The sequence below is a fragment of the Verrucosispora sp. WMMD703 genome, from assembly GCF_049178935.1.
GTDB lineage: Bacteria > Actinomycetota > Actinomycetes > Mycobacteriales > Micromonosporaceae > Micromonospora > Micromonospora sediminimaris.
Window position 1 is genome coordinate 1,134,759 of the sequence record NZ_JBMHMM010000004.1, and the last position, 23,110, is coordinate 1,157,868.

The window sequence follows — 23,110 nt, forward strand, 5'->3', positions numbered from 1 at the left end:
CGCGCAGCGTGTCGAACCGGCGTTGCCCGGGTACTCCGCTCGCGGTGATCACGTGGACGCACACGGTGTGCGGTCGGACGGCTGCCCTGCGTGTGAACGTCCACGGGTGATCGTTGCCGATGGTGGTCGGGTAATTGTCGTACGGTCAGTTCATCGGCGCGACTAATGCGACAATTCGGAACGGCGACGATGGTTTCGGGAAGATTCTCAGTGTCCGGCGAACGATTACGCGTTGTAGGAGGTGAGGGGCGGATGAGGGCTCATGACCACGATCTACCTGCTGTCCCGCTCACCTACGGACGCTCTCAGCAGGGCATACGTGACGCTGCGCGGTCCGATCATCACCGGAACGAGGTTGCGCAGAGTTACCGTCGGGGGTCTACGCTGTCTGCTGTTCCCGATGATCCATCCATTTCTAGTGATCGAAGAGAATTCGACGTGACGAGTGCGTTGACGATGCCGACCGGTCACCAACTGGCGCCGTCCTGGCCGGATGCGCCGACCGGTTCCCAGCCCCTGCCCTTCGAGTTGGACCACCTGCTCGCCCTCCGGGTACCGGGCCTGATCGCCACGCGCCGTCACATCCACTCGCACCCGGAGCTGTCCGGCGCGGAATTCGAGACCGCGGCCCTCATCGCCCGGGAACTCTCCCTGGCCGGGTTGCAGCCGCGAATGCTGCCCAAGGGCAACGGGGTGATCTGCGACATCGACGGCCGTCCGGACGGGCCGGTGATCGCGCTGCGCGCCGACATCGACGCGTTGCCGCTGACCGACGTCAAGGACGTGCCGTACCGCTCCACGGTCGACGGGGTCTGCCACGCCTGCGGCCACGACGTGCACACCACGGTCATGTTGGGCGTCGGCATGCTGCTCGCGCAACTGGCCGACCTGGGCGAACTGCCCGGCCGGGTCCGGCTGATCTTCCAGCCCGCCGAGGAGATCCTGCCCTGCGGTTCGCTGGAGGTGATCGAGGCCGGCGGCCTCGACGACGTGGTGCAGATCTTCGCGTTGCACTGCGACCCGAACCTGCCCGTCGGTCAGGTGGGTCTGCGGGTCGGCCCGATCACCGCCGCCGCCGACAACGTCACCGTCCGGCTCACCGGCCCGGGTGGCCACACCGCCCGCCCGCACCTGACCGTGGACCTGGTGGACGCGCTCGGTCGGCTGATCACCGAGGTTCCGGCACTGGTCAGCCGCCGGGTGCCGGCGAACAGTGGACTGCTGCTCGTCTTCGGTCACGCCTCCGCGGGCACCCGGTACAACGTCATCCCGTCCGAGGCGTCCGCCTCCGGCACCCTGCGGGTGATGGACCGCGACACCTGGGAGCTGGCACCGAAGATCGTTTCTCAGGTGGTCCGGGACGTCATCGCACCCACCGGGGCCACCGTCGACCTGGAGTACCTGCGCGGTCGTCCACCGGTCTGCAACGACGCACGGGCCATCGGGGTGCTGAACGCGGCCACCGCAGCCGCGCTCGGCCCGGAGGGCATCGCGGAGACCCCGCAGAGCATGGGCGGCGAGGACTTCTCCTGGTATCTGGAGTACGTCCCCGGCGCCCTGGCCCGACTCGGGGTCGGCCGCTCCGGGCCGAACGTCGATCTGCACCGGGCGTCGTTCGACGTGGACGAACGGGCCATCCCGGTGGGCGTACGGCTCATGGTGCAGACCGCGCTCCAGGCACTGGCGGCGGCGCGCTGACACCCGGCGGTGGCGGGGTGCCGCTCGGTGCGACCAGGGCCGGCACCCCGGGTCGGTTCCGGCGGCGACGGCGGGCCAGCCACCACAGCGCCCCCAGCGGTACGCCGAAGACCAGCAGCCACGGCAGGATCGCACCCAGCACGGTGAGCAGGACGGTCATCGAGGACAGGAAGACCTGCCAGCCGCCCTTGAGCCCCACCAGGAAACCGATCTCGGTCTCCTCCTCGGGGGTCGTGACGCCGGGCCCGACCAGGGTGACCGTGATGGTGGACAGCGCGGTGAGGTCGCTCAGCCGCCGCTTCTTCGCCTCCAGCGAGGCGAGGTCGGCCTCCCGCCGGGCCAGTTCGTTCTCGATGCTCACCAGATCGCTTATCGAGTTGGCCTGGGCGAGCAGTCGTCGCGCACTCTCCACCCGGGCCCGCTGGCTGGCGATCCGGGCGTCGAGGTCGATGGTCTCCTCGGTGACGTCCTGCGTACCGATCTCCCGGCGCTCCTGGGTGCCGAGACCCGCCAGTTCCTCCACGACCGCGTAGAACCGCTCCGCTGGCACCCGCAGTTCGAGGTCGGCCACCGCGTCGGCGTCGGAGCTGCGGCGTTGGTCCCCGCCGACGAAGCCGCCGGCCCGGGTGGCCGCCGCGACGGCGTCCCGGGCGGCGACGTCCACATCGTTCACCTGCACCCGGATCGATCCCGTGTAGATGATGGACCGCTTGTCGACCCGGGTGTCCGTCGCCGCGCCGGCACCGCCCTGGGCGTTACCGGGCGCGGCGGCCTCGCCGGGCGCAACGGCGGCACCCTCCCGGGCCGGTGCCTCGGCGTCGGCCGCGGTGCCGGCCGCCCCTGAGTCGTCTCCGCCGCCACTCCCGCAGGCGGCGAGCATCAGCAGCGCAGCAAGTGTCGCCACCGCCGTGGTCCCGTGCCGGCGGGCTCTTCGCATTCCCATCCCCGTTCCCCTCTCTGCTGCCCGAACAGGCAATGGCTCGGACGCCACACACCACCGCACGGGTTCCGGCAGACTGCGCTCAGGACGTCACGAATCGATATGGGAGGGATCACGATGCGGCTCACCAAGTACGCCCACTCGTGCCTGCGGGTCGAGCACGACGGGGGAGTGCTGGTCATCGATCCAGGAATGTTCAGTGAGCCGGCGGTGGCGTTGGACGGAGCCGACGCGGTGCTGATCACCCACGAGCACCCGGATCACCTCGACGTGGCGGCGGTGAACCGGCAGTTGGCGCGGCGTCCCTTCGTCATCCACGGTCCGGCGTCGCTGGCCGGCGCGCTCGGCGACGCGGCCGATGTGCTGCGCCCGGTGACCCCGGGGGAGTCCTTCACCGCCGCCGGGATCCCGGTACGCGCCCAGGGCGGCCGGCACGCGGTGATCCATCCCGACATCCCCGTGATCGACAACCTCGGTTATCTGCTCAACGACGTCGTCTACCACCCGGGCGACGCGCTGTTCGTCCCGGACGACGTCCAGGTCGACACCCTTTTCGCCCCGATCCACGCCCCCTGGTCGAAGTTCTCCGAGGTGGTCGACTTCATCCGGGCGGTGGCCCCGCGCCGGGTCTTCGCGCTGCACGACGCCCTGCTCAACGACAACGGTTACGCGGTGCTCGACCGGCAGTACACGGCGCTGTCCGGCAGCGAGTACCAGCGGCTGGAGCCGGGCAGCCGGATCGACGGCTGAGCCGATGCCCGGCCCCCCATCCGACCTCGTCGAGCAGCTGTACCGCACGCCGCCGGACCGGTTCGTCGCCGCCCGGGACGACGCCGCCGCGCAGGCCCGCCGGGCCGGTGACCCGCGTACCGCCCGGGAGATCGCCCGGCTGCGCCGGCCCACCGTCGCCGCCTGGTTGGTCAACCTGCTGGCGCTGGAGCGACCGGAGCTGGTGGCCGAGCTGGCGGAGCTGGCCGAAGCGCTGCGGGAGGCCCAGCGCGAGCTGCGCGGCCCGCGCCTGCGCGAGCTGTCCGCGCAGCGGCGGGCGGTGGTCGGCGCGCTGGTCGCCGAGGTACGCCGGCTCGCCGCCGGCGTCGAGGGTGCCCCGTCGGGCGGGAAGCTGCCGCTGGCCGAGGTCGAAGCGACACTCAACGCCGCGCTCTCCGACGTCGAGGTGGCCGAGCAGGTGCGTTCCGGGAGACTGCTGCGCCCGGCCCACTACGCCGGGTTCGGCGAGGTGCCCCGGCCACAGTTGCGTCTGGTGACCGGCGGCGAGGAACCGCCGCCCGCCGCCCCGGTCCGGCAGCGTCCGCCGGACCGGGGAGCGTTACGGGCCGAACAGGCACAGCGGGCCGCCCGCGCCGAACGCTCCCGTCGCCGCAAGGCGTTGGAGAAGGAGCTGGACCGGGCGCGTTCCGACCAGGAACGGGCCGAGACGGACCTGGCCGGCGCGGTCGCGGCCGAACGCGACGGGGTGGCCGCGCTGGACGCCGTCGAGGCGGAACTGGCCGAACTGGAACGTCGCCGGGCCGTCGCCGAGCAGGAACTCAGCCGGTCCCGGCTGGCCCGTCGGGCCGCCGAACGGTCGGTCAGCACCGCCCGGCGACGGGCCGGCGAGGTGGAGGCCGCAATGGAGGCGTTGGACGCCGAGGAGGGGGATGCCGACTCCGACGGTTGACCGGCAGACTGGTCCCCCATGGACGGACCTTCGGGCGGATCCTTCACGTACGGACCTTCGGGTGGACCCCTCCCGGGCGGGTCGGGATGACGCCGGAGCAGGTCGCGGCGGCGAGCAAACCCGCGGTGCTGGCCCTCGGCGAGGCGTACACCCGGTGCCCCACCACGCTGCGTCGGGCCCGCCTGCTCGGCATCTCCGGGTGGGCCTTCTACGTCACCGGGCGGGCCGGCGCGCTGGGTGACGTGCGGGCCGAGACAGTCGCGGCTGCCCTCGGCTTCATCGCCCCCGACGCCGTGGCCGACGGCTGGGACGCCGCCGCCCGTGCGGTCCGCCCGTCCGAGGTGGCCACCGCCAGCCTTGCCGAATGTTGCCGGTGGGGCGAGGAGGTCCTGGGTGACCTGCCCCGCGTCGACCGACTCGCGGTGCTTGTGGAACGGGCCGTCGCGGCGGCCGATGCCAGCGCGATGCCACTGTTCGCGGCGTGGCGGGCCATGCCGTCGGACGCGGCGACCACCGGTGCCCGGGCCGCCGCCGGCCTACGCCTGCTGCGCGAACATTTCACCGGTGCGCACCTGGTGGCCGTACGCGCCAGCGGGATGACCCCGCTGGAGGCGGTGCTGGCCGGGCCTGAGGGGGCCAGCGGCGCGATGGCCTGTGGCTGGCCGCCGCCGTACCCGCCGGTCGGACCGTTGGTGCGGCGGCGGCTGTGGGCCGAGGCGATGACCGACCGGCTCGTCGCGCCCGCGTTCACGGCGCTCGGCCCGGCCGACGGTGCGGAACTGGTCGAGTTGCTGACCCTGGCGCGGACCCACACGCAGGGTTGAGACCCGCCCATCCTGGGACGATCTCCCCGCAACCCGGGGTCGCCGCCCGCGGCCACCACGCCCGGTAGCAGACTGGGGAGGTGGGAGACGAGCTACGCCGAGGCGGTACCGGTGGGTCGGGACCGCAGCTCGATGACGTAGTCGTCCGGCGCGCCCGCCTTCTCGGCGGCGTTGGCGATCTCGGAGAGATACCAGGACGTGGGCAGGCCGCCCTCGTAGCCGTCGAAGACGTAGACCCAGGCGGTCACGTCGCCGTCGAGGGTCGAGACGCGGACGGTCAGCTTCCGGTACGTGCCGGAGGTGACGCCCTCGATCTCGTCCAGCTGAGCCGCGTCGTACGGGTGGATGTCGTAGAGCGCCACGAACACCCGGTCGCCGGGCGACTCGACGACAGTGCTGACCGCGCCCTCCCAGCCGATGACGTCTTCGCCGGCGAAGGTGAGCCGCCAGCCTTCCAGCCAGCCGATGCCCACCATCGGGGAATGCGGGCAGTAGGCGCGCATTCGAGCGGGGTCCAGGTTCGAGCCGTAGGCGGCGTAATGACGCACGGCGATGACGATAGCCCGGTCGGCGCGTGGGGGAGAATACGACGGTGCGTGTCGGACGCGTCGGGGAGAAGAAAGTCACTGTGAGCATGGAGGAAGGGCGGTCGTGGTGAGCCGGATCGTGATCATCGGCGGGGGGCCGGCGGGCTACGAGGCGGCACTGGTGGCGGCCCAGTTGGACGCCGACGTGACGGTCGTGGAGGCCGAGGGCGCCGGTGGCGCCTGCGTGCTGTCGGACTGCGTGCCGTCGAAGACCTTCATCGCCAGCTCCGAGGTGGTGACCGGCTACCGCGACACCGAGGTGTTCGGGGTGCACTCCGACGGCCTGGAGGCGGTCACCGTCGACGCCCAGGCGGTCAACGACCGGGTCAAGCGGCTCGCTCTGGCACAGTCCGCCGACATCCACGCGAAGCTGGTCAAGGCCGGAGTCACCTTCGTGTCCGGGCGCGCCCGCCTCGGCGAGGACACGCTCGGGCACACCCACCGGGTGATCGTCACGCCGGACGGTGCGGAGGCCGCGTACGCCATCGACGCCTCCACCGTGCTGATCGCCACCGGTGCCACCCCGCGCCAACTGCCCACCGCGCTGCCCGACGGCGAGCGCATCCTGACCTGGCGACAGGTCTACGACCTGCCCGAGCTGCCCGAGCATCTGATCGTGGTTGGTTCCGGTGTCACCGGTGCCGAGTTCGCCAGCGCGTACCTCGCGATGGGGGTCGAGGTGACCCTGGTCTCCAGCCGCGATCGGGTGATGCCGCACGAGGACGCCGACGCCGCGCAGGCGATCGAGCGGGTCTTCCGGACCCGGGGCATGAGCATCCTGAACAACTCCCGAGCCGAGAGCGTCCGGCGCACCGGCGACGGTGTCGAGGTCGAGCTCTCCGACGGCCGGACGGTCTCCGGGTCCCACGCGTTGATCGCGGTCGGATCGATCCCCAACACCGCCGAGCTGGGCCTGGCCGAGTACGGCGTCGAGCTGGCCCGGGGCGGCTACGTGACGGTGGACCGGGTCTCCCGGACCAACGTGCCCGGCATCTACGCGGCCGGCGACTGCACCGGGGTGCTGCCGTTGGCCAGCGTCGCCGCGATGCAGGGCCGGATCGCGATGTGGCACGCGCTCGGTGAGGCGGTCCGGCCGCTGCGGCTGCGTACCGTCTCCGCGAACGTCTTCACCGACCCGGAGTTGGCCACGGTCGGGGTCTCGCAGGACGAGGTGGACGCCGGCAAGGTGCCGGCGCGTCAGGTGATGCTGCCGCTGGGTGGCAACGCCCGGGCGAAGATGGACGAGATCCCGGACGGTTTCGTGAAGCTGTTCTGCCGACCGGCCAGCGGCCAGGTGATCGGCGGAGTGGTGGTCGCACCGAAGGCCAGCGAACTGATCATGCCGATCACGCTGGCGGTGGAGAACAACCTCACCGTCAACGAACTGGCTCAGACCATCACCATCTACCCCAGCCTCTCCGGCTCCGTCACCGAAGCGGGTCGCCAACTGATGCTCCACGAGCTGGAGTAGGCGGCGACCACGGTGAGCAGGCCCACCTCGGCGACGATGAGGGCCCGTTCGATCAGGCCGTAGTAGGCGCGGTCGCCCGGGTAGGCGGACCAGGCCATCGCGACGGCCAGCAGCAGGCTGGTCACGGTCAGGGCGCGCAGCCAGCGCCCGGCACGGGTGCCGGCGGGCAGCCGGGCGGCGAGCAACCAGCCGGCGATCGGCAGCGCCAGGAACGCGACCACCGAGGCGTACCGGTGCACGTAGGCGGCTGTGTCCATCTCGGTGCCCGGCGGGTTGGTCGGCACCAGGCCCGAGACCAGCAGCCCACCCGCCCAGACCGCCAACAGCCACTCGGCGGCCCGACCCCGGCGGCCCGCGACACCGTCGGTCGTGGCGGTGACGGATCGCGGACCGCCCGGCGGGCTGAGCCGACCGAGCGTCGGGATGAGCACGGCGGAGGCGGCAGCGAGCAGCAGCATGGCGATGTGGATGATCTCGCCCGAGTCGGAGACGGCGTAGTCGCTGACGGTCAGGCTGACCGGGTCGAGGTCGCTGACCCCGGCATGACCGATGACGGTGAGCACCGCCGCGAGGACGATTCCACCGAGGGCCAGTGCACCGCTGTTCCGGATTGCAGGCATGCTTCAGCCTGTCGTCGCGGGCACCTCAGGCGGATCCGGGACGAGCACCGAAATCCGACCCCGGGACCACCCCGACCGCCCATCCGGATTTCCCCGGGTGTCCGCACTAGTCGACGGGCGTCTCGGCCGGGGTCGAGTTCAGCCGTGCGGTGACGGACGCCAACGCCCAGCCGGCCAACGCGAAGCCGGCGGCGGCCACCGCCGCGACGACCACCATCCGCCAGCCGGAACCGGTCAACGCCGCCCCGCCCAGGTGCCCCACCAGCCCGCCGTAGGACGCCCAGCCTCCGGCCGCGACGCCGGCAGCGGGCAGAAAGTGCCGGACCGGGTACCGACTGCGGCCGGCGGCGAAGCAGGCGGCCATCCGGCCACCCGGCACGAAACGGCAGAGCAGAATCATCATCGGCCCGGGACGGCGCAGACCCCGGGTCAGGCGCCCGGCGATGCCGCGGGCTCGGCCAGCCCCCACCGGCCGCAGCGGCCGGCGTCCCGACGCGTACCGACCGAGCAGGTAGCAGGCCAGATCCCCGGCGAGTACGCCGAGCGCGCCGACGGCGACGGTCGTCGGCAGGTTCAGCCCGCCGTACACGGTGAGTGCGCCGCCGGTGAGCATCAGCAGCTGGGTGGGTACCACCGGCACGAAGGCGTCCACGGCCAGCAGGGTGAAGAGCGCGAGGTACGCCAGTTGGGGCGATGCCACCTGGGTGAGCAGTTCGGGCACCGGGCCACCTCGCGGAATTCTCCGAATGGACGTACCGAGCCTGACGCGGTGTCCGGGGTCACCCGCAACCGGCCCTGGCCGGCCGTGACCACTGACACCTCGCCCGGGCGGCGGCGGGCCACCGATCCCACCGCAGCATATCGATGAAGGTTGACGGCGAGGCGCGGTCGCCGAAATCTCCTCCAGCGGCGTACCGTTGTCGGCGCGCGGCCCGGCGAGCGTCGGGTCCCCCGTTCCTGACGCCCGGGCCGCCGCCGGGCCGCTGGCAGGTCCCGTGCCAGCGGCCCGGTCAAATGAGGTGCGGCGGCGCGCGGGGCGGGCGTACGCTCCGCGCATGTGCAGTGCGCTGCTGACGACGACGCCGGGGAAGCCTGGCGCGCCGCACTGACGTCTTCGTCTACCGAGTGCCCCGGGCGATCCGCCCGGGGCACTCGTGCGTCGTGGGGCAGGGGTCGTGTCGGGGCGTACGACCAAGGAGCCTTGACATGATCGACCACCGCCGGCTGGGCCGGGACCTGGACCTGTTCGCCACCGACCCGCTCTCCGGGGCCGGCCTGCCGATCTGGCTGCCGGCCGGTGCCGCCGCCCGGCATGCCGTCGAGGAGTACCTGCGTGATCTGGAGCGCCGGGCCGGCTACCAACAGGTGTACACCCCGCCGCTGGGACGACGGGAGCTGTTCGAGGTCTCCGGGCATCTCGGTTACTTCGCCGCCGAGATGTTCCCGGCGATGCGATTGGGGGAGGGCGACGACGAGGTGATGCTCCGTCCGGCGCTCTGCCCGCACCACGCCCTGGTCTACCGGTCCCGTGGGCGTTCCTACCGGGAACTGCCGCTGCGCGTCTCGGAGATCGGGGGCATGTACCGGGCGGAACGCTCGGGGGTGCTCGGCGGACTCTCCCGGGTACGCGCCATCACCCTCAACGACGCGCACAACTTCTGCGCCCTTGAGCAGGTCGGCCAGGAGGTGTCGGAGATCCTGCGGCTGATCCGGGCCGCGCACGCGGCGCTGGGCGTGCGGCCGGCGGGCGTACGGCTGTCGCTGCGCGGGTCGGGGGAGAAGTACGTCGGCGACGACGCGCAGTGGGCGCGGGCCGAGGATCTGCTCCGCGCCGCCCTCGACGGCGTGCCGTACACCGAGGTGCCGGGGGAGGCCGCCTTCTACGGCCCGAAGATCGACATTCAGGTGCGGGACGCGGCCGAGCGCGAGTACACCCTCTCCACCGTCCAGCTCGACTTCGACAAGCCGGAGCGTTTCGACCTGTCGTACACCGACGCCGATGGTGAACGACGGCGTCCGGTGATGGTGCACCGCAGCCTCGCCGGCAGCATGGAGCGACTCTTCGCGTACCTGATCGAGGTGCACGGGGGTGCCTTCCCGCCCTGGTACGCCCCCGTGCAACTGGTCGTCCTGCCGGTCGGCGACGGTCAGGCCGACGCCGCGGCCGACCTGACCCGGCGGGCCACCGAGGCGGGACTGCGGGCCGAGGTCGACCACAGCGGGTCGCTCGGTGCCCGGGTCCGCGACGCGGTGCGCCGCCGGATTCCGTACGTCGGCGTGCTGGGCGCCCGGGAGGCGGCCGACGGCCGGGTGGCGTTGCGGTTGCGGGACGGCCGCTCCTTGCCGCCGCAACCAGCGGCCGAGGCGATCGGACTGATCGGCGCGGTGGTGGCCGCTCGTTCCGGAGACCTGCTGCCGGCCCGTTGAGGCCGACGGTCGCGGTCGGCCCCAGTTGACGGACCGACCGCGACCGCGGCGGCGGGTGGCGGTGGGCACCGGCTCACGGTCCGACCGCGACCGCGACCGTGGCGGCGAGGAACACCAGTTGCAGCGCGGTACGGACGCCGAGCGGAGTGACCGGGCGTCCGGCCAGGGTGAGCCGGCGGCGGGCGGCGGAGACGTTCGCCGGGAACATGGCCAGCAGCAGCAGGGTCAGCCCGGCGGCGGCCCAGCGGGCGGTGGCCGGCACGAGCAACCCGACCGCCCCCGCGAGTTCCAGCACCCCGGTCACCGTGACCAGCAGCTCCGGGCGTGGCAGCCGGGGCGGCACCATGGCGATCAGGTCCTGCCGCCGAGGGCCGACGAAATGCACCATCCCGGTCATGACGAACATGAGCGCCAGCCCGACCCGCAGCGCCGGATGCCATCCGTCGAGCGCGGCGATCCCGGCCAGGCCGGCCAGCCGGGCGAGCGCGGTGCCGGCGACCAGAGCGATCAGCGGAGCCATCGATACCTCCTCAACTGCAAATCTTGTCGGTGTCAAGATTGCCCCCGGCGGGCGCATCTTGTCAATGACAAGATAAGCTTGGGTGATGAGCGACACCCGCGGCTACCACCACGGCGACCTGCGCCGCACCCTGCTCACCGCGGCCGTGCAGGCGATCGAGGAGTCAGGTCCGGCGGCGCTGAGCCTGCGCGATCTGGCCCGCCGGGCCGGCGTCTCGCACGCCGCACCGGCACACCACTTCGGTGACCGTGCCGGCCTGTTCACCGCGATCGCGGTGCAGGGTTTCGACACCCTCGCCGACGCGCTCGCCGGGGCCGGCGACGAGCTGCTGGATCTCGGGGTGGCGTACGTGAAGTTCGCCGTCGGGCATCGCGCTCACTTCGAGGTGATGTTCCACCCCGATCTCTACCGGACCGACGACGCCGAACTGCGGGCCGCCCGGGAACGCTCCGGCGCCGTCCTGCGCGCTGGACTGGCGCACCGGTCCGGCCGTCCCACGCCGGCCGCCGACGGGCCGCAGGAAGACGTGCTGGCGGCCTGGTCGATCGTGCACGGCTTCGCCACCCTCTGGCTGGCCGGTGCACTCCCCGCCGGGTTGGGTGAGGACCCGGGTGACGCCGCCCGGTCGGTGATCCGGCATCTCTTCACACCGGCCCCGGGCACCGACTGACGACGTTCAGTCGGTGCCCGGCCTTGACCTCACCAACTGGTCGGCAGCGGCATTCCCTCGGTGTAGCCGGCGGTGCTCTGGACGCCGATCAGCACCCGCTCGTGGAACTCGTCGAGGGTGCGCGCACCGGCGTAGGTGAAGGCGCTCCGCACTCCCGAGATGATCTCGTCGATCAGGTCCTCCACGCCGGGACGGACCGGATCGAGATACATCCGGGCCGACGAGATGCCCTCCTCGAAGATCGCCTTGCGGGCGCGGTCGTAGGGGCTGTCGTCGCCGGTCCGCGCGCTGACCGCCCGTGCCGAGGCCATGCCGAAACTCTCCTTGTAGCGCCGGCCCTCCTCGTCGGTGAAAAGGTCACCGGGGGACTCGTAGGTGCCGGCGAACCACGAGCCGATCATCACGTTGGACGCCCCGGCGGCCAGCGCCAGGGCCACGTCCCGGGGGTGCCGCACCCCGCCGTCAGCCCAGACGTGGCGGCCCAGGGCCCGGGCGGCCGCCGCGCAGTCCAGTACCGCCGAGAACTGCGGCCTACCGACCCCGGTCATCATCCGGGTGGTGCACATCGCGCCCGGACCGACCCCGACCTTGATGATGTCGGCACCCGCGTCGACCAGATCGCGTACCCCGTCGGCGGTGACCACGTTGCCCGCCGCCACCGGCACGGCCGGGTCGAGACCGCGTACCGTCCGCAGGGCCGAGATCATCCGCTCCTGGTGGCCGTGGGCGGTGTCCACGACCAGGGTGTCCACCCCCGCCTCCAGCAGGGCCTTCGCCTTGCCCGCCACGTCGCCGTTGATGCCCACCGCCGCCGCGATCCGGAGTCGACCGTGGGCGTCCACCGCCGGCCTGTAGAGCGTCGCCCGCAGCGCACCGGGGCGGGTGAGTACGCCGACCAGCCGGCCCGCGTCGTCCACCACCGGCGCCAGCCGCCGCCGGCCCGCCGAGAGCCGGTCGAAGCCGGTACGCGGATCCGCGTCGACGGGCACGGTGTGCAACTCGGTCGACATCACGTGCCGCAGCTGGGTGAACCGGTCCACGCTGACGGTGTCGGCCTCGGTCACCACCCCCATCGGGCGGCCGTCGTCGTCCACCACGATCACCGCGCCGTACGCCCGCTTGGGGAGCAGGTGGATGGCGTCACCGACGGTGTCGTTCGGGCCCAGCGCGATCGCCGTGTCGTGCACCAGGTGTCGCTGCTTGACCCAGGCGACCACCTCCGCCACCACGTCGATCGGGATGTCCTGCGGGATCACCGCGATGCCGCCGCGTCGGGCCACCGTCTCGGCCATCCGCCGGCCGGCGACCGCCGTCATGTTCGCCACCACCAGCGGGATGGTGGTACCCGTGCCGTCGCCGGTGGCCAGATCCACGTCGAGCCGCGAACCCACCTCCGAGCGGGCCGGAGCCATGAAGACGTCGTTGTAGGTCAGGTCGTAGCCGGGATTCACACCGTTGAGGAACCGCACCCGGCCATCATTGCTCAACCGAGCACCAGTGCCACCGCCACTGCGATCATCACCACCGCGATCACGCCGTCGAGCACCTGCCAGACCCGCCTGCGTGCGAGCAGTGGCGCGAGCCGGTACGCGCCCGCACCGAGTGCCGCGAACCAGAGCACGCTGGCCGTTGTCGCGCCCACACCGAACAGCCACCGGTGCGGGTGCTGCTGGGCGATCCCGCCGAGCAGCAGCACCGTGTCGAGGTAGACGTGCGGGTTGAGGTAGGTGAAGGCGAGACAGGCCAGCAGCGTCGGGCCGAGCCGGGACGGTGGCCGGTCGGCCGGCGCGAGTGCGGCGGGACGCAACGCCCGGCGGGCGGCGAGTGCCGCGTACCCGAGGAGGAAGGCCGTCCCACCCCAACGGATCGCGGTGAGCAGGACCGGACGTCCGGCCACGATCGAGCCCACCCCGGCGATGCCCACGCCGATCAGCAGCGCGTCGGAGAGCGCGCAGGTCAACACCACCGGCACCACGTGCTCCCGGCGCAGGCCCTGACGCAGCACGAAGGCGTTCTGCGCGCCGATGGCGACGATGAGGGCGATGGACAGGGAGAAACCGGCAACGACGGAGGTGAGCATGTGACCGACGGTAGAAGCGCCTCGTTTCCTGAGTCCAGCTAAAGATTCTTCATCTGATTAAGGTCAGCTACATGGACGGTCTCGACTCCACCCAGCTCCGTACGCTCGCGACCATCGTCTCGGAGGGCAGCTTCGAGGCGGCGGCCCGGCTGCTGCACGTCACGCCTTCGGCGGTCAGTCAACGGATCAAGGCGCTGGAGGAGACCGTCGGGCAGGTGCTCGTCCGCCGCCACCGGCCCTGTGACGCCACCGAGGCCGGTCGCCCACTGCTGCGCCTGGCCGGCCAGCTCGCGCTGCTGGAACGGGAGGCGCTGGCCGACGCCCGGGGGCCGCTCGGCGGCGACCGGGGACGCACCCGGGTCGCCATCGTGGTCAACGCCGACTCGCTCGCCACCTGGTTCCCCGCCGCGCTCGCCCGGCTGCCCGACCAGCCGGAGTTGTCCTTCGACATCCGGCAGGACGACCAGGACCACACCGCCGAACTGCTGCGCGCCGGCACGGTCACCGCCGCGGTGACCGCCCAGCGCGAAGCGGTGCAGGGCTGCCGGGTACGCCGGCTCGGCGCGATGCGCTACCGCGCCCTGGCCGCACCCGCGCTTGCGGACCGCTGGTTCGCCGACGGGTTGACCCGGGCGTCGGCCGCCGCCGCGCCGGTGGTGGTCTTCGACCGCAAGGACCGCATCCAACACCGCTTCCTGCGTACGGTGACCGGGCGCGCCCTCGACCCGCCCGTGCACTACGTGCCGTCGGTTCCGGCCTTCAACGAATCGATCCGGCTGGGACTCGGCTGGGGGCTGATGGCGGAACAGCTAGCCGACGCCGACGTGGCCGCCGGGCGCTGCGTGGACATCGCCCCCGGCCGGGTGCTGGACGTCCCGCTGTACTGGCAGCACTGGCGGCTCGACTCGCCGGTGCTGACCGCGCTGACCGCCGCCGTCTGCGCCGTTGCCGCGGAAACCCTCCGCTGACCGCCGCCGGTCACACCTCAGGCGATGGTGCAGATCGCCGCACCGGCGGTGATCACCGCGCCGACCTCAGCCGACAGTCCGCTCACCGTACCGGCCTTGTGGGCGTGCAGCGGCTGCTCCATCTTCATCGCCTCCAGCACCACCACCAGGTCACCCTCGGCGACCGTGTCGCCGTCGGCGACGGCGATCTTGACGATCGTGCCCTGCATCGGTGAGGTGAGCGAATCACCGCTCGCCGCCGCGCCGGCCGTGGTCCCGCCACCCCGACGGGTGGGCTTGCGCGCGGCTGGCGCGGCAGCGACCGTACCGGCGCCGAGACCGGCGGGAAGGCTCACCTCCAACCGCTTGCCGCCCACCTCGACCACGACGGTCTCGCGCTCCGCCGGGCCCGCAAGAGCCCCGGCTGCGGCGGTGAACGGCGGCACGGTGTTGTCGAACTCCGTCTCGATCCATCGGGTGTGCACGCTGAACGGTTCGGCGGTGAACGCCGGATCGCGCACCACCAGACGGTGGAAGGGCAGCGCCGTGGCCATCCCCTCGACCACCATCTCGTCAAGCGCCCGGCGGGCCCGCTCCAACGCCTCGGTCCGGGTTTCACCGGTGATGATGACCTTGGCGAGCAGGGAGTCGAAGTTGCCGCCGATCACGTCGCCGGCCGAGATGCCGGCGTCCACCCGTACCCCGGGACCGGTGGGCAGCCGCAGCGCGGTGACCGTACCGGGGGCGGGCAGGAAGTTGCGGCCGGGATCCTCGCCGTTGATCCGGAACTCGATGGAGTGCCCGCGCGGGGTCGGGTCCTCGGTGAACCGCAGCTTCTCGCCGTCGGCGATGCGGAACTGCTCGCGGACCAGGTCGATGCCGGCGGTTTCCTCGGTGACCGGGTGTTCCACCTGAAGTCGGGTGTTGACCTCCAGGAAGGAGATGGTGCCGTCGTTGCCGACCAGGTACTCGACGGTGCCGGCACCGTGATAGCCGGCCTCCCGGCAGATCGCCCTGGCACTGTCGTGGATCTGGGCCCGCTGCGCGGCGGTGAGGAACGGTGCCGGAGCCTCCTCGACCAGCTTCTGGTGGCGGCGCTGCAACGAGCAGTCCCGGGTGCCCACCACGATCACGTTGCCGTGCTGGTCGGCGAGGACCTGCGCCTCCACGTGGCGGGGCTGGTCGAGGTACCGCTCGACGAAGCACTCGCCCCGCCCGAACGCGGCGACCGCCTCCCGGGTGGCCGACTCGAACAGCTGCGGAATCTCCTCCATCGTGCGGGCCACCTTCAGCCCGCGCCCACCGCCGCCGAAGGCCGCCTTGATCGCCACCGGCAGGCCGTGGTCGACGGCGAAGGCCATCACCTCGTCGGGGCTGCCGACCGGGTCGGCGGTGCCGGGGACCAGCGGGGCGCCGGCCCGCTGGGCGATGTGCCGAGCGGTCACCTTGTCACCCAGGTCGCGGATCGCCTGCGGAGTCGGACCGATCCAGGTCAGGCCGGCATCGATGACCGCCTGGGCGAAGTCGGCGTTCTCGGAGAGGAAGCCGTACCCGGGATGCACCGCGTCCGCGCCGGAACGGCCGGCGATGTCGATCAGCTTGTCGATGCGCAGGTAGGAATCCGCAGCGGTGTCACCACCCAGCGCGTACGCTTCGTCGGCGAGCGTGGCGTGCAGGGCGTCCCGGTCCGAGTCGGCGTACACCGCGACGCTGCCCAGGCCCGCGTCCCGGCAGGCGCGGATGACCCGGACGGCGATCTCGCCTCGGTTGGCGATGAGTACCTTGCGCACCTGGTGGCTCCTCCCGGCGGGTTACTGACCGGGAGTTTATCGGGCACCCCGATGGCCCTAACGATCGCTCAGTGTGGGATGGCGCACTGTGCGGGCGCGGTAATTGAGCGGCGTGGTGTCGTACCGATGTGGTCGAGTGCCGGTGACGATGATGGCCGACAAAGGCCACGAGCGGGGAGCAGGACATGATCGAGACCAGAGGGCTGCGGAAGTCGTTCCGCAGCCGGGCCGGTCGGGAGACGAAGACCGTCGAGGCGGTACGCGGTGTCGACCTGGACGTCCCGGCCGGTGAGATCTTCGGGTTCCTGGGCCCGAACGGTGCCGGCAAGACCACCACGCTGCGGATGCTGGCGACACTTATCGAGCCGGACGGGGGCCAGGCCACCATCGCCGGTGCCGACCTGCTCAAGGACCCGGGCGAGGTGCGTCGCCGGATCGGCTACGTGGCCCAGGGCGGGAGCACCTGGGACGAATCCACCGGCCGCGAGGAACTGGTGCTCCAGGCCAGGATGTACGGCATCCGCAAGACCGAGGCGCAGCGGCGGGCCGCCCGGGCGCTGGAGGCGTTCCAACTTGTCGAGTTCGCCGACCGTAAGTGCAAGACGTACTCCGGCGGCCAGCGACGCCGGGTCGAGATCGCGCTCGGCATCATCCACGAGCCGAAGATCGTCTTCCTGGACGAGCCCACCACCGGTCTCGACCCGCAGAGCCGGGCACACATGTGGGACGAGATCCGCCGGTTGCGCGCCGACGGGATGACCGTCTTCATCACCACGCACTACCTCGACGAGGCCGATGCGCTCTGCGACCGCATCGCGATCATGGATCACGGCGAGGTGGTCGCCGAGGGTACGCCGACCGACCTCAAGCGGGAGATCTCCGGCGACGTGGTCCAGGTCGGCCTGGACGTCACCGCCACCGGCGAGGCCGAGAAGCTGCTCGACGGCGAGGAGTACGTGAACCGGTTGGAGCTGCTCGACGAGGGCGGGCTGCGGCTCTTCGTCGACGAGGGCGCCACCGCCATTCCGCGGATCCTGCGACGGGTCGACGCGGCCGGGCTCGACCTCAGGTCGATCGAACTGCACCGCCCGAGCCTCGACGACGTCTTCCTCACCAAGACCGGCCGCTCGCTGCGCGAGTCCTGACCCCATCCGGAGATCTCATGAAGCTCGCTCGCGACACCTGGCTGATCTTCCAACGGCAGCTGAATCTGCTGCTGCGCAACCCCGTGTGGGTCTTCGTCGGCGTCTTCCAGCCGGTGATGTACCTGCTGCTCTTCGCCCCGCTGCTCAAGCCCGCGCTGGGCGCGCCCACCCAGGCCGAGGCGTACAAGATCTTCGTGCCTGGTCTGCTGGTCCTGCTGGCCATCTTCGGTGGCCTGTTCCAGGGCTTCGGCCTCATCGCCGAACTACGAGCCGGGGTCATCGAACGCTCCCGGGTCACCCCGGTCAGCCGGCTCGCCCTGCTGCTCGGCCGGTCACTGCGCGACGTGGTGTCGCTGATGACCCAGGCCGTCATCATCACGCTGCTCGCGCTCCTGTTCGACCTGCGCGTGTTCATCGGTGACCTGCTGCTGGCGTACCTGATGCTCGCCCTGATCGCGCTGATGACCTCGGCGGTCTCCTACGGTGTCGCGTTGAAGGTGAAGAGCGAGGACGCCCTGGCTCCGCTGATGAACACGGTGGCGCAGCCGGTGCTGCTGCTCTCCGGCATCCTGCTGCCGCTCGCCTTCGCGCCGGGCTGGTTGCAGGGCGTCGCCAAGTGGAACCCGTTCTCCTGGGCGGTCGACGGCACCCGCGCCCTGTTCAACGGCGACATCGGCGACGACCGGGTCTGGCAGGGGTTGAGCATCATCGCGATCCTCGCCGCCGCCGGCGTCTACTGGGCCGCCCGCCAGTTCGCCCGCAGCGTCCGCTGACCCCGCCCGCCCTGCCCCGCCCACCCTGGCGGGCGGAGGCGGCCTCGCTCGGCCGGCTCCGCGGGCGGGTTGCGGCATGTTGGGGTCTCCCGCCGGCGGGATGCCCCGACATGCCGCAACCGGAGCGCACTGACGCCCTCCGTCGTCGGTTGTCAGTGCACGTGGGCGAGGGTCAGCCCGTCGGCGATCGGCAGCATCACGGCATCCACCCGTACATCGGCCAGCACGTCCTCGTTGAACGCTGCGATCGCCCGGTCGTCGGCACTCTGCGGTGCCACCACCCGACCGTTACGCAGCACGTTGTCCACGGCGATCACACCACCGGACCGCATCCGAGGCACCAACTCGGCCCAGTAGACCGGGTACCCGGTCTTGTCGGCGTCGATGAATGCGAAGTCCAGGTACCGTTCGTGCGGCAACTCACGCAGCGTGTCACCGGCTGGACCGATCCGCAGGTCGATCCGGTCGTCGACACCGGCCCGCGCCCAGTACCGGCGGGCAACGCTCGTGTACTCCTCCGAGATGTCGAAGCAGGTCAACCGCCCGCCCTCGGCCAGCCCCCGGGCGATCGCCAGCGACGACAGCCCCGTGAAGGTGCCTACCTCCACCGCCTGCCGGGCACCGAGCAGCCGGGTCAGAAACGTCAGAAAGGCAGCCTGTTCCGGCGCGACCTGCATCGACGCGTGCTCGGGAAGCAGCGCCAGCGTTTCCCGAGCCAGGTCGCTGATGACCTCGTCCGGCGGGGCGCCGTGCGCCACGAGGTATTGGTGCAGGTCGTCGGTGAGCGGAATCGACTTCAGCGTCATGCTCGGAACCTAACCGAGAGGTTCGACGATCTGGTTACCAGGCGCGACCTTGGTCCACAGATCGGTGATCCGCAGATCCAATTCGGCCAGCAGATTCCGCAGCAGAGGCAGGGAGAGTCCGACGACGGTCCCTGGATCGCCCTCGATCCGCTCCACGAACGGCCCGCCCAATCCGTCGATCGTGAACGCGCCGGCCACCGCCAGCGGTTCACCGGTGGCGACATAGGTGGCAATCTCGTGGTCGCTGATGTCGGCAAAATGCACCACAGTGGAGGCCACTGCCTCCGCGCGTCGCCCGGCCACGATGTCGACGAGACAATGGCCGCTGTGTAACACCCCGCTACGCCCGCGCATCCGCTCCCACCGCCGGGTAGCGTCAGCCTCGTTGTCGGGCTTGCCGAGAATCTCTCCGTCGAAGGCGAGCACCGAGTCGCAGCCGAGCACAAGGGTGCGCTCATCGTCGGTCGGACGCAGCCGACCCAGTACGGCCTGCGCCTTGAGCCGAGCCAATTCGAGGCAGAGATCCTCCGCTCGTTCGGTCACCACGAGCGATTCGTCGACTCCGCTGACCAGCACGTCCGGTTCGATCCCGGCAGACTGGAGAGACTTGCGGCGGGCAGGGCTCGCCGACGCGAGCACAAGGCGAAGCGGCAGGGCATCAAGCACCCCGTCGACGTTACCGCCTGCCCGCGTACGCCACCCCACGCACCACCCGCCCACCCCCGGAGTCCGCTCGCGTGGGGTCCTTCCTAGCCGCCCACGGCGTCGTGTCAGTGGGTGATCCGAGGCGGCGGATCATCGGAGCGGCGCCGATGACGAGTCACCAGCGCCCAAGCGCCGCCCGCCGCGATCAGCACCCCCAGCGTGACCAGGCCGCGGACAGTCGCCACCCGCCCCTCGTCAGCCGGCGGCCCATCAGCGGCCGCCGTGGTCGAGCCAGCTGCGTCCGGCGCGGCCGTCCGCACCGACCCGAAACCCCTCGGCGGTACGTCTGCCGTCAGCGCCGCCACCAGATCGATGACTCCGTAGCCGTACTGGTCATCCCGCCCCGGCGGCCCCTTGTCGATCGCAGTCGCAGTCAGCCGATGAGCCACCTCGTCAGCCGGCAGATACGGATACTTAGCCCGAATCAAAGCTGCCGCCCCCGCCACAATCGCCGCCGCCCCAGACGTCCCTGTGCCCTTTCTGTATCGGCTGCGGATGCTCGTACTGTAAATATTTACTGCCGGTGCGGCGATGTCCACACTGGGTCCAACGGTGGAAATCTCGGCAATACTTCCTCTGCGGTCAATCCCGCCTACTGCAATCACATCATCCGATGCCGCCGGATACGGTACGTCAGAATTTCTGGGCTGGTTGCCTGCCGCCGCCACGACGACTACGTCAGACGACCGTGCTGCGCCGAGGGCGCGGAGAAGTTGCGCGCTTGCCTCGCCGCCAGCAGAAATGCTGATTATATCAGCGCCTGCCCGAATCGAATATTCGATAGCACTGGCCAAGCAATTAACATTGCCCTCAGACTCGCTATTCAAACAGCGGACGGGAAGAATTTTTGCCTCTGGTGCTATGCCTAGGGCGCCGGTATTGGTGCTTCGGCCATGAGCGGCAATAAGACCTGCCATTCCAGTGCCGTGCCCAGTACTGTCCCGACGCCCGTCCCTGCCGCCACCTTTTGAAAGGTCGGTTCCCGGAAGTAGATTCCCGCGTAGGTCTGGGTGGGGATCGACCCCCGTGTCGACTACTGCCACGGTGACGCCTTCTCCTTGGGTTTCCTTGTGGACCTCCTGGACTCTCAGGTACGGGAGGTGCCATTGATCCTTCCGTACGTGGTCGGGGTCGTCGGGCGTTTGTAGAGGATTAGCTGCGGTAGGCGATGCTAGTGAAAGGATGAACAACAATAGCGCGACTGCCGGAAGCCGTTTGCCACTTGCGATTGGTATCACCGCGTAAGGCCGATGGCGGGGCCTGGGTCAATTGGTCCCTCTTCGCTTGGTGGACGGATAATTGGGCTGATCCCCGTATCTACTGCCCAAGGGTTGTCCGGATCCCACCTAGGCGCTTCGTTGCCATGTACGAGGTCTTGGCGGCTAGAGGCCGAACAGGTCTTGCTGGGGTCCGTGTCACTGGCTGGAGCGAAACTCGGTGAGCCGCCGAAGGGCGTTTGGATAAGCCCGAAGCCGCTTTTTCCGCCTGGTCGCGATCCTGCACCCCCGGACGGTGCAGTTCCTGCTGCTCCCCCACCGATGAGCCCACCGAAGGGATTTATCGGGCGCGGCTGAGCGTTGCTAGCCCCGGAATGGCTGGCACTGCGTCCTGTTGGCCCTCCGATCCATCCACTTTGCGGGGTTTTTGACGACGATAAACTCTTGCTGGTCGAACTGCTGGTTACCTTGCCGGTCGTTTTAGTCTCCTGGCCGGGGCCGCCAAGGCTCGGTCGGATAACCAATCCTGACGTCGGCGGAACCTCGGCAATGGATGTTGGTGATATCGGGCTAGGTGGCGTGGTTCCGGGTGGCGAGAGTTGGGGTGGCGAGGGAGTCAGATGGGAGTCGACTCCGCCGAGAACTGGCCCGATAGTAGGCGTCGCCGAGTTGGGAAGTGATTTTGTCGGCGGGAAACTCTGCTCTCTCAATGAAGTCTGCCGGCGTGACGGCGAGAAAGGCGCGATGGGCGGAATGATTGGTGCCGTACCGCCGCCGTAGGTATCAGGGGCGGCGTCATCGAGAGCAATCGCTTTGGTGGGGGGTGGGTGGCGGAGTTGGGTTTGGGCTTGTTGGAGTTCGGTGCTGAGGCCGTACATTATGGTGCGGGCTTGTGCGTTCAGCCGCTCCAGGTCGGATTCACTCACCGGGGGGTGGATGGCTCGGCTGGCGGCGGCGGCTTTTGGGTCGGCGGCGGTTTGTTCCCAGGATCGCTTCTGTTGCAGCTTGTCGGCGTACTCTTCGTGGATCTTTTGTAGTTTGCTTCGGCTGCTGGTGAGGGCCTGGGTGGCGGCGGACAGTGCGGTCTGGTTGGCGGTGGCGGCGTCGTGGGTGCGGTGGACCTGACTGATCAGCTCGTCGAGTTTGACGAGGTAGGCGTGGGAGGCGGCGTTGGTCTCGGGCGGCCATGCCTGGGCCAGGCGTTCGCGGTACGTTCTCAGCCGGCCGAGATGCTGGCCGGCCAGCTCGGCGATTTTGCGCCAGCCGGCGACGTGTCGCCAGTGGTTGTCGGTGTGGTGGCCCTGGAGGCAGGCCCACATGTCTGCCACGTTCATCAGCTGCCACTCCGTCAGGCCGCCGCTGCGGCCGACGCCCGGTTCCCTCACGGCACCACCACCGGGCCAGTGTTGTCGGTGCCGGTCGGGTCGGCGAGCGATGGCGACGCCACGGCTGCCGGTGGCGGCGCGTCGGTCTGCCTGTGCGTCTCGTCGATGTTCGGTGCAAGCGGCAAACCGTGCTGCTCGAGTGCTCGGTGGACGTCGGCGACCCGGGCGGCGGAGAGGGCGTCGGTGTCGGCGTACTGCTCGGCCACGAGCTTGGCGGCTTCCGCGAGGTGGCCGGTGGCGTCACCGACGCCCCAGACCGCGTTGGTCGTCGCCTGTTGGGTTTCCCAATGGGTACGCATGAAGTGCACCAGCTCGACGAACGCGTCGGCCGGGTTGGGCACGGTGGTGAGCATGTCGTCTGCGATGTACCGCAGGTACGGTGCGTAACTGCCTTCCACCTCGGCGCGGAGTTGCTCGGCGAAGTCTCGTAGCTGACGGATGTCGGCCTCGACGCCTGCGGAACCGCGTAGCCAGGACGCTTGTCGATCCTCCTCAGGGATCATCGGCCCTCCCAATCTGTCACGGGCTCGCTCCCCTGAGTGAGGTTAGACGGTGAACGCCCCCTCCGGCAGCCCTGCCGCGTCCAGCAGCGCTGCCGCTGACCAGAGGTGGGTTCAGCGAGGCAGGCCGGAGTTGCGCCACGCGCCGGCACCGGGCGTCAGCGCCGCAACCGCCGGACGGCCGCTGCGCGTCCAGGCGGACGCCGGGGTCGGCGCGCGCCAGACCGTCGGGCGCGACCGCACGGCGATCACGCCGACCAACGCGGCCAGTTCCTCGGCGGTCGGCACGCCACGCACGACCCGGAACAGCGGCTCTTCGACAGACAT

General features: G+C 70.6%; 24 protein-coding genes. 10 read left to right on the forward strand and 14 right to left on the reverse strand.

Features of this window, described 5'->3' with window-relative positions:
- Nucleotides 1-438: 438 nt before the first annotated feature.
- The gene (locus tag ACN26Z_RS05880) at nt 439-1,698 is read left to right on the forward strand and encodes an amidohydrolase (RefSeq protein ID WP_282240043.1); all 1,260 of its coding nucleotides are present in this window, start codon (nt 439-441) and stop codon (nt 1,696-1,698) included.
- Here ACN26Z_RS05880 and ACN26Z_RS05885 read toward each other — a convergent pair.
- Entirely contained in the window at nt 1,655-2,641 is a 987-nt protein-coding gene (locus ACN26Z_RS05885; protein ID WP_093406221.1) for a DUF4349 domain-containing protein, read from the reverse strand. The two genes, ACN26Z_RS05880 and ACN26Z_RS05885, sit on opposite strands and share 44 nt — an antisense overlap.
- Nucleotides 2,642-2,755: 114 nt before the next feature.
- Between ACN26Z_RS05885 and ACN26Z_RS05890 the strand changes: the two genes are divergently transcribed.
- The 3 genes from ACN26Z_RS05890 to ACN26Z_RS05900 all read left to right on the forward strand — a co-directional run bounded on the left by ACN26Z_RS05890 (nt 2,756) and on the right by ACN26Z_RS05900 (nt 5,140).
- Complete coding sequence (locus ACN26Z_RS05890; RefSeq protein ID WP_282240041.1) at nt 2,756-3,388, forward strand: MBL fold metallo-hydrolase; 633 nt, start codon at nt 2,756-2,758, stop codon at nt 3,386-3,388.
- Nucleotides 3,389-3,392: 4 nt separating this feature from the next.
- Entirely contained in the window at nt 3,393-4,316 is a 924-nt protein-coding gene (locus tag ACN26Z_RS05895; RefSeq protein ID WP_282240040.1) for a hypothetical protein, read from the forward strand.
- A gap of 86 nt (nt 4,317-4,402) precedes the next feature.
- Complete coding sequence (locus ACN26Z_RS05900; protein WP_421460164.1) at nt 4,403-5,140, forward strand: SCO6745 family protein; 738 nt, start codon at nt 4,403-4,405, stop codon at nt 5,138-5,140.
- A 92-nt stretch (nt 5,141-5,232) separates the two neighbouring features.
- On the opposite strand, the gene ACN26Z_RS05905 is transcribed toward ACN26Z_RS05900, so the two are convergent.
- Nucleotides 5,233-5,688 carry a gamma-glutamylcyclotransferase gene (locus tag ACN26Z_RS05905; protein ID WP_093406228.1) on the reverse strand — a complete coding sequence of 152 codons (456 nt, stop codon included), beginning with the start codon at nt 5,686-5,688 and terminating at the stop codon, nt 5,233-5,235.
- A gap of 106 nt (nt 5,689-5,794) precedes the next feature.
- Here ACN26Z_RS05905 and ACN26Z_RS05910 point away from each other — a divergent pair, with 106 nt between their 5' ends.
- Nucleotides 5,795-7,198, forward strand: a complete 1,404-nt coding sequence (locus ACN26Z_RS05910) for an NAD(P)H-quinone dehydrogenase (protein ID WP_282240612.1) — start codon at nt 5,795-5,797, stop codon at nt 7,196-7,198.
- Here the strand turns inward: ACN26Z_RS05910 and ACN26Z_RS05915 are convergent.
- Nucleotides 7,132-7,818 carry a DUF998 domain-containing protein gene (locus ACN26Z_RS05915; RefSeq protein WP_421460165.1) on the reverse strand — a complete coding sequence of 229 codons (687 nt, stop codon included), beginning with the start codon at nt 7,816-7,818 and terminating at the stop codon, nt 7,132-7,134. The two genes, ACN26Z_RS05910 and ACN26Z_RS05915, sit on opposite strands and share 67 nt — an antisense overlap.
- A 106-nt stretch (nt 7,819-7,924) precedes the next feature.
- Nucleotides 7,925-8,539: a DedA family protein gene (locus ACN26Z_RS05920; protein ID WP_282240037.1), complete on the reverse strand. Its 615-nt coding sequence runs from the start codon at nt 8,537-8,539 to the stop codon at nt 7,925-7,927.
- Nucleotides 8,540-9,024: 485 nt separating this feature from the next.
- Between ACN26Z_RS05920 and thrS the strand changes: the two genes are divergently transcribed.
- The gene (gene thrS / locus ACN26Z_RS05925) at nt 9,025-10,245 is read left to right on the forward strand and encodes a threonine--tRNA ligase (protein WP_421460167.1); all 1,221 of its coding nucleotides are present in this window, start codon (nt 9,025-9,027) and stop codon (nt 10,243-10,245) included.
- A 73-nt stretch (nt 10,246-10,318) separates the two neighbouring features.
- Here the strand turns inward: thrS and ACN26Z_RS05930 are convergent, their stop codons facing one another.
- Nucleotides 10,319-10,765, reverse strand: a complete 447-nt coding sequence (locus ACN26Z_RS05930; RefSeq protein ID WP_421460168.1) for a DoxX family protein — start codon at nt 10,763-10,765, stop codon at nt 10,319-10,321.
- 85 nt (nt 10,766-10,850) lie between these two features.
- Here ACN26Z_RS05930 and ACN26Z_RS05935 point away from each other — a divergent pair, with 85 nt between their 5' ends.
- The gene (locus ACN26Z_RS05935; RefSeq protein ID WP_421460169.1) at nt 10,851-11,435 is read left to right on the forward strand and encodes a TetR/AcrR family transcriptional regulator; all 585 of its coding nucleotides are present in this window, start codon (nt 10,851-10,853) and stop codon (nt 11,433-11,435) included.
- A gap of 29 nt (nt 11,436-11,464) precedes the next feature.
- Here the strand turns inward: ACN26Z_RS05935 and ACN26Z_RS05940 are convergent, their stop codons facing one another.
- On the reverse strand, nt 11,465-12,904 hold the full coding sequence (locus ACN26Z_RS05940; RefSeq protein WP_093406243.1) for a GuaB1 family IMP dehydrogenase-related protein: 1,440 nt from the start codon (nt 12,902-12,904) through the stop codon (nt 11,465-11,467).
- 14 nt (nt 12,905-12,918) lie between these two features.
- Complete coding sequence (locus ACN26Z_RS05945) at nt 12,919-13,515, reverse strand: LysE/ArgO family amino acid transporter (RefSeq protein WP_421460171.1); 597 nt, start codon at nt 13,513-13,515, stop codon at nt 12,919-12,921.
- Between the two features lie 71 nt (nt 13,516-13,586).
- Between ACN26Z_RS05945 and ACN26Z_RS05950 the strand changes: the two genes are divergently transcribed.
- Nucleotides 13,587-14,483, forward strand: coding sequence for a LysR family transcriptional regulator ArgP (locus ACN26Z_RS05950; protein ID WP_282240032.1), 897 nt, complete (start codon nt 13,587-13,589; stop codon nt 14,481-14,483).
- 17 nt (nt 14,484-14,500) lie between these two features.
- On the opposite strand, the gene ACN26Z_RS05955 is transcribed toward ACN26Z_RS05950, so the two are convergent.
- Nucleotides 14,501-16,252: an acetyl/propionyl/methylcrotonyl-CoA carboxylase subunit alpha gene (locus ACN26Z_RS05955; protein ID WP_282240031.1), complete on the reverse strand. Its 1,752-nt coding sequence runs from the start codon at nt 16,250-16,252 to the stop codon at nt 14,501-14,503.
- A 185-nt stretch (nt 16,253-16,437) separates the two neighbouring features.
- On the opposite strand from ACN26Z_RS05955, the gene ACN26Z_RS05960 reads away from it, so the two are divergent.
- Together ACN26Z_RS05960 and ACN26Z_RS05965 are read left to right on the forward strand one after the other, a co-directional pair.
- Nucleotides 16,438-17,397 carry an ATP-binding cassette domain-containing protein gene (locus tag ACN26Z_RS05960; RefSeq protein ID WP_421460172.1) on the forward strand — a complete coding sequence of 320 codons (960 nt, stop codon included), beginning with the start codon at nt 16,438-16,440 and terminating at the stop codon, nt 17,395-17,397.
- Between the two features lie 17 nt (nt 17,398-17,414).
- Entirely contained in the window at nt 17,415-18,170 is a 756-nt protein-coding gene (locus ACN26Z_RS05965) for an ABC transporter permease (protein WP_421460174.1), read from the forward strand.
- A gap of 152 nt (nt 18,171-18,322) precedes the next feature.
- On the opposite strand, the gene ACN26Z_RS05970 is transcribed toward ACN26Z_RS05965, so the two are convergent.
- The 6 genes from ACN26Z_RS05970 to ACN26Z_RS05995 form a co-directional block, all read right to left on the reverse strand.
- The gene (locus ACN26Z_RS05970) at nt 18,323-18,976 is read right to left on the reverse strand and encodes an O-methyltransferase (protein ID WP_093406257.1); all 654 of its coding nucleotides are present in this window, start codon (nt 18,974-18,976) and stop codon (nt 18,323-18,325) included.
- A 9-nt stretch (nt 18,977-18,985) separates the two neighbouring features.
- Nucleotides 18,986-19,642: a Maf family protein gene (locus tag ACN26Z_RS05975; protein WP_421460175.1), complete on the reverse strand. Its 657-nt coding sequence runs from the start codon at nt 19,640-19,642 to the stop codon at nt 18,986-18,988.
- A 104-nt stretch (nt 19,643-19,746) separates the two neighbouring features.
- Nucleotides 19,747-20,874 (reverse strand): type VII secretion-associated serine protease mycosin, encoded by a 1,128-nt coding sequence (gene mycP / locus ACN26Z_RS05980; RefSeq protein WP_421464544.1) that lies wholly within the window; start codon nt 20,872-20,874, stop codon nt 19,747-19,749.
- Between the two features lie 41 nt (nt 20,875-20,915).
- Entirely contained in the window at nt 20,916-22,283 is a 1,368-nt protein-coding gene (locus ACN26Z_RS05985; protein WP_421460177.1) for a hypothetical protein, read from the reverse strand.
- Nucleotides 22,280-22,786: a hypothetical protein gene (locus tag ACN26Z_RS05990; RefSeq protein ID WP_421460178.1), complete on the reverse strand. Its 507-nt coding sequence runs from the start codon at nt 22,784-22,786 to the stop codon at nt 22,280-22,282. The genes ACN26Z_RS05985 and ACN26Z_RS05990 overlap by 4 nt, the downstream gene beginning before the upstream one ends.
- A gap of 111 nt (nt 22,787-22,897) precedes the next feature.
- Nucleotides 22,898-23,110: an acyl-CoA carboxylase subunit epsilon gene (locus ACN26Z_RS05995; RefSeq protein WP_421460179.1), complete on the reverse strand. Its 213-nt coding sequence runs from the start codon at nt 23,108-23,110 to the stop codon at nt 22,898-22,900.